This is a genomic window from Paenibacillus sp. UNC451MF (assembly GCF_000686845.1).
Lineage (GTDB): Bacteria > Bacillota > Bacilli > Paenibacillales > NBRC-103111 > Paenibacillus_S.
This window is the reverse complement of sequence record NZ_JMLS01000005.1, coordinates 194,180-206,912: the sequence shown is the minus strand read 5'-3', so window position 1 is coordinate 206,912 and position 12,733 is coordinate 194,180. Positions and strand designations below refer to the sequence as shown.

Here is a 12,733-nt window from a genome sequence, read left to right as displayed (position 1 = left end):
TATCCTTTGTATATGAAAAAAAGCACCGACCCAAGGGTCCGTGCTTTTTTCAACTTTACTATTTCAAACTATGGTTCAAGAAAGCTTTGGTCCGATCGAACTGCGGATTCGTGAAGATCTGCTCCGGTGATCCGGATTCAATGATTTCTCCCTGATCAATGAACATGACGCGGCTGGCCACTTCCTTGGCGAATCCCATTTCGTGGGTTACGACAATCATGGTCATGTGCTCTTCGGCCAGTTTTTTCATTACCTGCAGCACCTCTCCCGTCAATTCAGGGTCTAATGCGGAGGTTGGCTCGTCGAACAACAGAATATCGGGATTCATCATTAAAGCCCGGGCAATAGCAACTCTTTGCTTTTGGCCTCCGGACAGCTTGGACGGGTATTGAGACTCGCGGCCCGAGAGACCGACTTTCGCCAACAGCTCAGAACTGCGTCTGCCAATATCCGCAGCCGATTCCCCTTTAACAATTCTCGGAGCAAGCTCCAAATTCTGCTTAACCGTGAGATGAGGGAAAAGATTGAAATGCTGAAATACCATTCCCATCTTCGCCGTAATCCGTTTAATCTCAGGAGGCTTGGAGTATACCCCGTTCTCAACGAGCTTCTCTCCATCTATGGAGATGGTGCCGCCATTGATTTGTTCGAGGTGGACAAGACTTCGGAGCATCGTACTTTTACCCGAACCGGAAGGACCAATGACCGCAACGACATCGTTCTTGTTGACCTGAAACGACATTTGCTTCAGCACGTCCAGTGTGCCGTAGGATTTCGTAAGATTAGATACTTCTATGATAGCCACATCAGCCAGTCCTTTTATTCAAATTTAAATCTTCTTTCCAACCATTTGAACAATGCGGTTAACAATAGCGTCATGATCAAATAGATGATACCCGCCACGAAGAAAGGCACGATTGTAAAGTCACGATTGACTACGGTCTGGGCGTAGTGCAGCAGGTCCGGTACCGCTACGGCATACAGCAGAGCTGTGTCCTTGATTAGTGTAATGGATTCGTTGGACACTGCAGGAAGAACGACCCGGAACATTTGAGGCAGGATAATCCGCGTCAACGTCTGCCATTTGCTGAATCCCAGCACCTGAGAAGCCTCGTACTGTCCTTTATCGATTGCCAACAAGCCGCCGCGGAAAATCTCTGCAAAATAAGCTGCATAGTTCAGGATAAAACCTACGCAAGCCGCGGCGAACCGGTCGAGCACCAAATATTCGCCGATCCCAGGCAGCATCGGAAGCCCGAAGCAGATGACCAGCAGCTGCAGCAGCAGCGGAGTGCCGCGCATGATATAGATGTAAGCGTGGGCGAGCCCAGCTAATGTCTTGCTGCTGCTTTTGACTGCTAACGTGAGCAAGAAACCAAGCGGAATCGATACTACGATAGCGATCAGAAACAGGAGGACCGTCATTTGAGCGCCTTCCAGCATAGGTTTAACCATTGAGATCAATTTATCTAAAGACATGAAAAACTCCCCCAAAAGCAAAACGGGATTTCCTCAAAAAGAAACCCGTTCCGCTTATCTTGATCCGTTCAATTTACTTCAATACCTTATCTTCGCCGAACCATTTTTGCGAAATTTTCGCAGCAGAGCCGTCTTGATTCATTTCGTCCAGTGCTTTTTGCAGCTTTTGAAGCAGCGCCTCGTTACCTTTTTTCACGCCTATGCCGTATTCTTCAGGCGCGAGCGATTCATTCATCAGCTTGAAGGTGCCTTTATCTTTGGACATATAGTAGTTGATGACGACTTCATCGATAACAACGGCATCCACACGACCGATCTTCAAGTCGTTTAGAGCAAGAACGTTGTCTGCATATTCCGTTACGTTCTTAATCTTGGATTTGATCGGGCTTTCGTTCAGAGCATCTGACGCAGAAGAAAGGGATTGAAGCCCTACGACTTTGCCGGTCAGATCATCCAGCTTGGTTAGGTTCGATTTGGCCAGAGTTACGACCACTTGTGCATTTTTCAGATACGGCTTGGTGAACAATACCTTTGCTTTGCGCTCATCCGTAATCGTGTATCCGTTCCAAATCAGATCAATCCGGCCACTGCTCAGCTCAGACTCTTTGGTTTTCCAATCAATCGGTTGAAATACAGCCGTTGACCCCATTTTCTCGACTGCCGCTTTCGCGTAGTCGATATCAAAACCGACGATTTCATTCTTCTCATCTCTAAAACCCAGAGGAGCGAATTTGTCGTCAATACCAATGACTAGTTTTTTACTGTCCCCAGAAGCAGAAGAAGCATCCTTCGTGCTGGAGCATCCTGTAAAGATCGAAATTGCTGCGGTGATGACTAATGCCATAGCTGCTAAACGTTTCATCCAATTACGAACCACCTTTTACTATTTTTGCTTTACTACGTTACCACTTTATCAAGATCTAAATGATATCACATGATCGCAAATAGTGTCGATACTTGTCGAGGTAGTAAGATTATTCCATAGGGATGAATGGGAACTCTTCGTGAACTTTTATAGGAAACTTATCCTAAACGACGAAAAAGAGAGCACCTCGTGGCACTCTCCTCTTATCCAATATAACATCTTTAGACTGCCTGGCCCTCCAGAACGCTTTTCAACGTTTCCAGATCACGCTGGACCATACCCTGATCCTCCGCAAATTTCACATCCGACATTCCCTGCAGCTGGAACGCCGTTAACAGCACCTCACTGCCCATGCCATTCGCGACCACCCGCATCGACACCAAGTTTTCGTCACCTGATAGTGTGCCTACGTAATGGTCCAGGACGCCGTATTGATTTTTCTCAACAAAACGTATGGTTGCCGGACCTTCCGGCGTCTCCATGATCCATTTTTCACCTGACTCCCGAATCGACAAGCAAAAAGAGGTTGCCCATTCCGGAAAGTTACTCAAGTTGTAAATGTATTCGTAAACCTGACCTGGTCCGCGTTGTACCGCCACGCTTAACGTTTGTGAATGATATATTGAAGCCATGTCGCTTTTCTCCCTCCATCCAATGTGTTTGTATAGCTGTGCTCGTGGTTTCATTATACTAATTCAAGACGGGGCGGTATTGTATAAAACGGACACACTGCAATATTCTTCTGCCGCCGCTGATGGTGTTTCTCCGTAAAATCGTTTAAATACGTGAATCAAGTGCGCCTGGTCAAAGAATCCATGCTGCAGCGCGAGTGTTGTCCAGTCTTCCCGCCGATTCTGACGAATTTGGCTAACAACGGCTTGGAAGCGCACGATCTCGCTGAATCTTTTGGGTCCCATGCCCAACCACTGATGAAACTTTCGATTCATTTGTCGCGGACTGAGACATTCGGATTCAGCTAGCTTGGTGACCGGAAGGCTGCCTCCCGAATCAAAAATGCGGTACAGCATATTTTTCATCCGATGATCATCGAGTGGATTACTCATTTGCAATAATGCGATTAGATGCTGTTCTATAATTCGAATTCTGGATTCCACCGATTTTTCCGCAAATATTCGTTCTCCCATATCCCCGGCCATCCACAGTCCTATGGAATCCAGAGGAAAGAAGCAGTTAGTAAAGTCCGATAGAGATGCTTTCAGGAACAAATGCGCTCCTCCCGGAAAAAACCGGACACCCAGCTTGCGAACCGGATGATCGGAATCATAAGCAATGGCGAACGGGCTATCGAACATCCCGCAAAATCTTAGGCTATAGCTATTATCCTTAAGGTTCTGCTCGAACAATATATCGGTGCAGCCGTCCGGGATGACTCGGTCAATAGATTGAGGATTCAGTTCACTAACCGTATCCGTTGAATCTGGTTCTGAAGCCCAATAACAGGAGACATATGGCTGGAGTATGGGAGCAGGCAGCCACTCTCTATATGGATTGGAAGGCCTTCTTCCGTTGGCTTGTATCGGCCGAAATAACGACTGCAGCTTAACATCCATCAGATCCCCTCCTCCTGTTAGCCTCATGGACAAAACTATACCCCATCAACAGAGCTCTATCAATGGTAAGCACCAACACTCAAAAGAGCGAGCCAAAACCTAAAAATAATAAGACGATGATGACAGGTATACCGTGTACTATTACATCATGGAACGCTAATGTGTTAGCAATCCTATACTTCTTATATAACTCAACCACGGTGATAATAAGCATCACTACAGGACCTATGACGAACTTCCACCACAGCAGCACCAGCATCCCTAACACCAAACCTATAATCTCGCTAGAAGTCCCTGACACCCAATTTATAATGAAATGAGTTATACCCATTACAACAAAATAGACGATCAAATAGAAGTACAGCTTGGTTTCTTTGAACAAGACCATCGAGCTCCCCTCTTTCCTTTTATTGTCATTTGGTTGTACGCTTTCGCTTCTGTTTTGTTTCGAAAAAAAGGGAGTGCACAGAAGAAACCTGCACACTCCTTTACCTATAATCCTTATTAAGGGTTTGAGATGTCTGGCACTGCAATCCCGTTAAGCAGCTTATAAATCAGCTCATGTATTCTTCGTTGATGTTCGATGGTTGTATGCATGGTTTTCTTGGAGTTGCCTGCGTAAATAAATTGATCCGTAGCACCGATATACCGCGGACGTTTGCCTTCCAGCCACTTATCCGTTTGCTTTTCCGATGGCACACCCAATTGACTGCCCACAGTTACAACAATGTCTCCATACAATGTTTCGCTTGTCAGGTCCAACCCGCCAATCAATGAATCTTGGGCTGCTTTCCCAGGATCGTAACCCGTATTGGTTTTGACAATATCCCTTACACTTCTGTACAGCTCCAGATCCGTCGGCTCCTTAGGAACCCGCGCCAGAAGAGGCTCTTTAGTTTGCCATGGCAAACCTACTCCGAAAGAGTATCCAGCAATAAGATAATAGTTAGTGGAGCTGTGATTGAGCTTGAGTGCTTCGCCCTTGATCTTACCCAAGCACCTGTTCACATTCCATTCATTTAGATACCATAGATAGCTATCATCTCTATCCAAATCATCTAACACATTGTGACCAAAGGTCCCGCAACCTCCCGGATTATGAACGAAATTCGAGCCCCAATGAGGCGTATCTACGGTAACCAGACTATCGATGTGCGGTAACGAATCATCCATGTAATTTTCAATATACATTCTAGAAACTAATCCACCCGCGCTATGCCCGACAAGATCAAACTGCGGTCTACCGCCTAGCCAAATGTCCACATCCTCATTGTTGTCCTTGAAATGCTTCGATATATCTACTAAATACTGCTGGAATTGTTTTGCAGCCATACTTACATGATCGTTAGCTTCCCAATTGAAGATCAAAAGATTGTTATTCGTGCTGTAGCCTTCGCTTACTAGATATTCGGCAAACTCTCCGGATTTCAAGGCCCCACGTATATATTGTGTGTCAATATTGCTATAGAGCTGGGTATCCGACTTTTTGTAAGAGTTTCCTGTGTAGGTCTCATTACCGGAAATATCCCTTGTGAACTTCCCTGTCTGCATATCGCCGCTATCGAGCGGACTGAATGCAGCGGATAGCATTCCATTATTGTCTACATCGTTTTCCGCGCCCCATGCCGAGCCCGTGCTGGAGTTGATGCCATGAATAAGTACGACAGCCGGTTTATAGGCTACTAAAGGTCTCTCATCGATAAGGTCGCTTTTATTGTCGTTGTCTGAATCGACGCGAGTCGGATCGCTGTGATAAGTCCAGACCTCCACTTTATCAGGGAACGTTTTGCCAGGGAATCGGGCGGTTAGTATCGCTCTAACCCAATTAGGCAGATCCACCGTTAGCTTTTCATTCAATTCTTTGCTGTCAGGAACGGTATCGCCATCCGTATCGGTTACCGTATCCAGCTTATCGGGCTCTTTATTCAGCTTCACGACTCTGCCTGTATTCAGACGAACCCACACGCCATCGTTGGTTTTGCTCGTGATCTTATCCTTCAGCTGGTCTAATGTAACCGAGAAATTATCCGTAATATCGGCCCATAGTCCATCTGTCTTCTGGTATAAGTCGCCATATCGGTTTTTGTCGTAGCTGCTGCCGATAACTGACGTGATAATACCGTCTTTTTGAATCAATGCAATCTCTTCATTCATGGATTTCACTTCTTCAAAGCGAGTCTCTTCCTTATAATCCGCATCCGTCACAAGAACCATAAACTGGGTTACGTTCTTGCGGAACTGCATCCTTCTCGCCTCTTCCAGGGCATCCACAGATGACTCAGGCAGATCTCCGCCGCCATAAACGTCGATACCGCTGACCTTGTTCTTGAATTGCTCGGGATCGGTGTACCAGCCTATGGTTTTAGTTGAGCTCGGGCCATCCTCGATTATATCCTTATATTCGACCAATCCGAGCCTAACGCTCACTTTATCCCCATCGAGCTTATCGACGAAGTTGATAATATTGCTTTTCACATTATTGATCGTCGAACCCATTGACCCCGTCGTATCCAATATGAATACGATATCCGCCTGGCCCTTCTCCACCGTTGCGGATTCGGTCGTAAGTTCCCAGTTCAGTGCTAATTGCACCAAGTCAATGACCCCATATTTACTAAAATGGGTAACGGTCGTCGTAAGCTGTCCGGTCGACGGATCTATGGTTGTCTCCAGCGGAATGATGGTTCCGTCTTCCTTAAACCAAGCGATAACCAAATCATTCAAGCTATGGGTCGTCAAGGCTTCAGGCCTCACTGTAAAGCTGATTTGTGCCGAATCAAATGGATTCGGTAATTTAATATCCATCACTTTCCCTACAATCGCTGAATTGCCTTGGATCAAGGGCAGATTCGTTGCATCCGAAATGCTGATGGATTCATTAATATCCCCTGAACCATGGATCGTAAGCGATGGTGATGTCAGGCTATTCGCTATCGAAGAGAACTTATTGCCGTCAACAGCCTGGGATATTTTCTCCTCGGAGTCTATGACTCCGTTGCCATCCGTATCGGCCTTCAAGGGATCAAAACCGAGTCTGATCTCGCCACCGTCACCGAGACCGTCACCATCCGTATCTTTTTTCATCGGATCGGTACGGTAAGTAGCGATTTCCTGCGAATCGGGTAGTCCATCCCCATCACTGTCAGCACTATAAGGGTTCGTCTTCAACGCCATTTCTTGAATATTGGTTAAACCGTCGGCATCGAAATCCTCTGCATCATCTGTAACTCCGTTGCCATCCGTATCTCGCTTCAATGGATCGGTTTGCAGCACAATGTACTCATAGCCATCCAACAAGCCATCTCCATCTGTGTCCGGGTTAGCAGGGTCTGTGCCAATCGTTGCTTCCAAGAAATCGGGCAGCCCGTCACTATCTGTGTCAACGGCATTAAATATAATAATCGAAGCCGATACTTTATTGTTAGCTGAATCCGTTGCGGTTACGGTAACCATATTGTATCCTGGCTTCAGCTGCAGGTTCGGTATGCTCCAGTTGGCTGTTCCTACCGCTGTACCATAGACCCCATCAGTTACTGAATCATAATACACCGCATACGTAACGCTGCTCAGGGCCTGATTGTCTCTTGCCGTCCCGCTCAGTGTAAGAATGGATTGGTAGACGGTGGCATAGGGCTCCGTGCTAGGTGATGTAATGAATATAGCAGGAGCATCGGGATCATAAATAATCGTAATGATTTTATTGGCCGTATTCCCGCTTTCATCCTCTGCCGTTATGGTTACTTTATTTTCACCCAGCTGAAGCTGAAGGTCCGGTATGGTCCACATGTCGGTACCGACCGCGCTCTTCGTCGTGCCATAAACGGAATATGTCACGCTCTTCAGAGCTTTATTATCCGCAGCTGTTCCCGAGAGGGTGACCGTAGGACTTGAAGTTACATAAGTAGCTTCCGAAGTAGGCAGAGTAATCACTACCGCAGGTGCGGTTTTGTCTACGTTATACACTACCGTTATCGACTTCCGCGTCGTATTACCAGATCGGTCCGTTGCGGTAACCATAATCACATTGCTTCCCGGCAGCAAGTCGACGTTAGCAATGAGCCATTTCTCCGTTCCTTCCGCCGTTCCTGAAGGTCCGCCCTGAACACTATAGGTAATTGAAGCTATAACATCATTGTCCGATGCTGTACCTCCAATAGCAATACTGCTGCTCTCTGTAGTATAGGTGGCATCCTTTGCAGGAATCAGAATGTCTAAGGCAGGAGCAACCTTATCTATCTCCCGGATGATCGTTATGGTTGTTGAAGCCTTATTATCGGACAGATCGACAGCTGTGACCGTTACTTTATTCTCACCGGCATGAAGCGGCAAATCTGCTATGGACCACACAGTCGTTCCTGCCGCAGTTCCCAGTGTTCCCCCGTCCACAGAGTAGTCAATACGAGCAACCATTACGTCGTCAGCCGCCGTACCCTTAATTGTTTGGGTCTGGCTAAAAGTGGCATAGGTTGCTTCTCCAACCGATAGCGCAGGGGAAGTGATGGCAAAGGTTGGCGGTGTAACGTCTCTCCCCGCATTGGGATTGTTGCTGTGCCTGGATCTGGAGCTGCTGGACCCTGAAGTGGAACCGTCCACAACCAAAGCTCCCAGATCTTTGTCTGTATTACCTATTGCAATATTAGCTGCAAGTTCTTTGTATGTATCCCCGTCTAAATGTCGGATGGTATAGGTTTTATCCGGAAGCACATATAAAGAGTAGGCTCCATTCTCATCTGTGGTCGTTACAAAAGTCGGGTTGGTCGTAAAGCTTATCTCTTTGCCCGCTACACCCGTTCCAGATGAATTCACCACCTTACCTGTGACTTTAACGCCTTTTGTCAAAGATACATTTTGTAACGTTACATCCCCGTCTTTGACCACGATATCACTTTTATACCCTAGTGAACCGCTCTTCTCCACCGTAATGTCAAAAGTGCCTGCTCCCGCTTCAAGATTGTACGCACCATTTTTGTCGGTTGTTGCTGTTTTTAGAACCTTATAGCCGTCCTTAGCAAACAGTTTAACGATAGCCCCTTCAACAGGCTTTCCGTCCAGAGTTACAAAGCCTGAAATCCCTTGTGCCTTTGTCGGGTTCGTATCTAGCTTAGCTAATGCTCTATCCAACATCACTATGGTTTCTGCTCTCGTTATGTTATGGTCTTCTTGGAACGTTGCATCCTCATAGCCCTGCATAATGCCTAGCTTAACAATAGCGTTCACCGCGCCTTTAGACCATCCAGGAATGCTTTGAGCATCCTTAAAGCGACTTAAGTTATCTTGTTGCGCTTCTTCCAGCTTTAAAACCTTATGAATGACTACAGCTGCTTCCTGTCTGCTTATAGGATGATTGGGCTTAAAAGTCCCATCGGGATACCCTGAAATATAACCGGCACCTACACCCAATTTGATTTCATTATAAAACCAATCCGATGCTTGAACATCGCTAAAGCTGATTGCAGCAGTACCCTCTTTCGTGTGAAACGCCTTATTCACCAGCTTGGCAAACTCAGCACGGCTCACTTCCTGATTCGGTTTGAAGCTTCCATCGGCATAGCCGTCGATGTAGCCTTGGGTCACCCATTTCTCAATCGTTGATTGTGCCCAATGGTTGTTAGCATCTGGAGGACTCAAAGCGAAGACAGCTTGTAATTGGCTTAAAACAAGTATTAGTGCAATCAGTAAAGATAAGTACCTTTGTTTCATTTGCTCACCCACCCCAGAATGGCATGTTTCTTTGCGATCAACTTTGTCTCCTCCTCCAAATTACGAGATCAAACCCTGATGTATATTACCATTGTTGGTAAATAATCACTGTCACTCTATGTCGAGGATTTCATTAAAAAAACTTTATAATGAATCCCTAAATACAAAAAAACACCGACCCATAAGATCAGTGCTTTTTTATGAAGTGACATTTATTTCGAAAACATTTTTTCCGCGTAATCCAGGGACATTTTATTCCCCATTGACGAGTAATCTAGCCACGGTTGGTCAGGAATAGGATAGATGTGGTTTGCCTTCACTGCCTTTAACCCTTGCCAGATTGGGCTGGACTGCAGCTGTGCGTATAACTTCTTGGCTCCATCTTCATTATTCACGATGACGAATATCGCATCCGCATCATAATCAGGAAGCACTTCTTGCGAGATGACCTCAAACGATTTATCTTTACTAATTTTCTCGATTCCTTTAGCCGGTTTAAGCCCTAAATCTTCAAACAGCATGGGACCCATCGGACGTCTAAAGCCGAATACACGAAGCTCCTTCGCTGTAACCCGAACCGCCATCACGGTACCATCACCGATTTTAGTCTGGATAAGCTTCTTAACGCGCTCCGCCTGAGCCTGATTCTCTTTAATAAAATCTTCTGCTTGCTGCTCGCGATTTACCAGCTTGCCGACTTTTCTCAAAGTGTCTCTCCAAGTCCCCTCATCCAAGTCGAAGGAGACGGTTTTGGCGATTTTTTCGTACTTTGCAATATCCCCGGCGTATTGCTTATCGATGTAGATAACATCAGGCTTCAGAGCCAATAGAGCTTCCATATCAGGCTCTGTCGCAACCCCAAGCGGCTTTGTATTCGTAAGGCGATCTGCCACATGGGGCAAGAATGCTTTTAAATCACCGCCAATAACAGAACCGACCGGAGTAATGCCGAGAGCTAGCAAATGGTTTGTTAAATGGATCGATAAGGAAGCGATTCGCGGCTCTCTGCTCTCCGCCTTCTCCCCGCTCGCATCTGTTTTTGGTTGAGGGGCATTGGTACCGCACGCAGATAAAATAAAAATAAGAATAAGGCTCCATAACATAAGTGTCTTTTTCATAATGTCTCCTCGATGTATCATTATTTGGTTTTTCGAAGCAAATAAAGAAAATAAGGTGCCCCGACTACAGCGACTACTACACCTGCCGGTATGGCATTGGGCTGAAAGACAGATCGTCCGATAGTATCCGCAACCACCAGAATAACCAGGCCGATGAGGCCTGAAATAGGCAAAATATGTTGATGCATCGGTCCGACAAATCGGCGGGCCAGATGAGGTGCAACCAATCCGATAAAGCCGATCCCCCCCACCATGGATACACTGGCGCAGGATAATGCCACAGCCGCAGCCAGCAGCAGCAATCGCTGCCTTCGTACGGAAGCCCCGATACCGACAGCCAGCTCATCGCCAAGCGATAACGCATTTAACGATTTGGATTGAAAATAGACATAAGGCGCAATCAGCAATATCCACGGAAGTAAGGCGTAAACATGAACCCAATCCTTTCCCCAGACATTACCTATCAGCCACCTGGAGGCAAATGCATATGTTTTTTCATCCAGGCTTAACGATAAAAATAGCGTAGCTGCACTGAAACCGGCCGCAATGGCAATGCCTACTAAAATTAACCTCACAGGCAGCCAGCCTTTTTGACGGTCATAAGCCAACAGAACAATAAGTCCAGCCGTCACAACCCCTCCCGTAAAAGTAAACAACGGAATAAGCAGGGAGATCATGCCGGTCATCGTATTAAAATAGGTGACAAAAGTAATAAGTCCTAATGAAGCCCCAGCATGAATGCCGAGAATACCCGGGTCTGCTAGAGCATTTCGTGATAATCCTTGCAATATCGCACCGGACATTCCCAAACCGATCCCCGCCAGCATAGTTACCAATATACGGGGAAGTCGAAAGTCGAATAGAACCATCGTGTCATCCGGGCTGCCTCTTCCAATGAGCGTTTGTAAAACCGCCAAGGGGGATAGCCGAATCGTCCCCGTATTTAAACTGATTATGACTGCGCTTAAGCATATGACAATGAGAATGAAGCCTACCTTGAAGGCCTTTTTCTCTCTGGCGTACATTTGCTGCATCCCTATATACTCCTCCTTTCTTTATGAGCAAGATAGAGGAAGAAAGGGACACCTACGAGCGCAACCATGACACCAATCGCTAGCTCTCTTGGGGGGTTGACCATTCTTGCGCCCAGGTCAGCCAATACAAGCAGTATGGCACCAAGCAACGATGACATCGGGATGATGTATCGATAATTCACACCTACCAGCTTGCGTGCAATATGGGGGATCACAAGTCCAACAAAACCGATTGATCCCACGGCTGAAACGGAAACCCCTGCAAGAATCAAAGCCGCTATCATTGCGAGTAGGCGAACCCGCTTCGTGGAGACCCCCAGGTTGACTGCCACTTCATCCCCCAAAGCCAGTAGAGATACGGAACGGCCGAGAAGCAGCGTTCCCGCTAAAGTTATTGTTATAACAGGAATAAGCAGCTTCAATTGGGTCCACTTGACTCCAGCGACGCCTCCTGCGTACCAATAAGCCAAATCCTGACTCAGCTGATAGTATATCGCCACACCCGAGCTGAGGGAATGCAGCAGCGCCGCAACGACAGCTCCTGCAATAGTTAGCCTTAAGGGTGTTAATCCTCCAGGAGTAGTCGAACTGAGCGCAAAAATAAATAAAGCGCTCAGCGACGCTCCCATAAACGAAAGCACAACTAGAGCAGAATAAGGCAAATTCGGAAAGAACGCAAAGCTTAGAGCGACCATGAACGTAGCGCCCGCATTAACTCCGAGAATACCAGCATCGGCCAGCGGATTGCGAGTTACCCCCTGCATCAAGGCCCCTGCAACGGCAAAAGCCGCCCCCATAAGGGCTGCTGCTATCACTCTTGGCAGCCGAAGCTCATGGATAATTTGATGCGTGGTCAGTGTTGGATTATATTTCACCATAGCTGTCCATACCGTTCCAATGGTCATCTCTTTTGCGCCGAACGATATAGCTAAAAACATGGCTGATAACAACCCCAGTCCTGCCAAA

10 protein-coding genes are annotated in these 12,733 nt (G+C 46.7%); all 10 read right to left on the bottom strand.

The genetic code is table 11. The features are described from left to right. Nucleotides 1-58: 58 nt before the first annotated feature. Nucleotides 59-805 carry an amino acid ABC transporter ATP-binding protein gene (locus BP97_RS0110380; protein WP_028549039.1) on the bottom strand — a complete coding sequence of 249 codons (747 nt, stop codon included), beginning with the start codon at nt 803-805 and terminating at the stop codon, nt 59-61. Between the two features lie 14 nt (nt 806-819). After that, nucleotides 820-1,479 (bottom strand): amino acid ABC transporter permease, encoded by a 660-nt coding sequence (locus tag BP97_RS0110375; protein ID WP_028549038.1) that lies wholly within the window; start codon nt 1,477-1,479, stop codon nt 820-822. Nucleotides 1,480-1,552: 73 nt separating this feature from the next. Beyond that, complete coding sequence (locus tag BP97_RS0110370) at nt 1,553-2,341, bottom strand: amino acid ABC transporter substrate-binding protein (RefSeq protein WP_028549037.1); 789 nt, start codon at nt 2,339-2,341, stop codon at nt 1,553-1,555. Nucleotides 2,342-2,565: 224 nt separating this feature from the next. Then, entirely contained in the window at nt 2,566-2,976 is a 411-nt protein-coding gene (locus BP97_RS0110365) for a hypothetical protein (protein ID WP_028549036.1), read from the bottom strand. Between the two features lie 63 nt (nt 2,977-3,039). Beyond that, nucleotides 3,040-3,915 (bottom strand): AraC family transcriptional regulator, encoded by an 876-nt coding sequence (locus tag BP97_RS0110360; protein WP_028549035.1) that lies wholly within the window; start codon nt 3,913-3,915, stop codon nt 3,040-3,042. Between the two features lie 79 nt (nt 3,916-3,994). Continuing rightward, nucleotides 3,995-4,303: a hypothetical protein gene (locus tag BP97_RS0110355; protein WP_028549034.1), complete on the bottom strand. Its 309-nt coding sequence runs from the start codon at nt 4,301-4,303 to the stop codon at nt 3,995-3,997. A 116-nt stretch (nt 4,304-4,419) separates the two neighbouring features. Beyond that, the gene (locus tag BP97_RS38765) at nt 4,420-9,615 is read right to left on the bottom strand and encodes an S-layer homology domain-containing protein (protein ID WP_051620491.1); all 5,196 of its coding nucleotides are present in this window, start codon (nt 9,613-9,615) and stop codon (nt 4,420-4,422) included. A gap of 212 nt (nt 9,616-9,827) precedes the next feature. Then, a complete protein-coding gene (locus tag BP97_RS0110345) occupies nt 9,828-10,736 on the bottom strand; it encodes an iron-hydroxamate ABC transporter substrate-binding protein (protein WP_028549033.1) in 909 nt (302 codons plus the stop codon). Nucleotides 10,737-10,753: 17 nt separating this feature from the next. Continuing rightward, a complete protein-coding gene (locus BP97_RS0110340; RefSeq protein ID WP_028549032.1) occupies nt 10,754-11,767 on the bottom strand; it encodes a FecCD family ABC transporter permease in 1,014 nt (337 codons plus the stop codon). 2 nt (nt 11,768-11,769) lie between these two features. Beyond that, on the bottom strand, nt 11,770-12,705 hold the full coding sequence (locus tag BP97_RS0110335) for a FecCD family ABC transporter permease (RefSeq protein ID WP_231506274.1): 936 nt from the start codon (nt 12,703-12,705) through the stop codon (nt 11,770-11,772). Between the last annotated feature and the right edge of the window lie 28 nt (nt 12,706-12,733).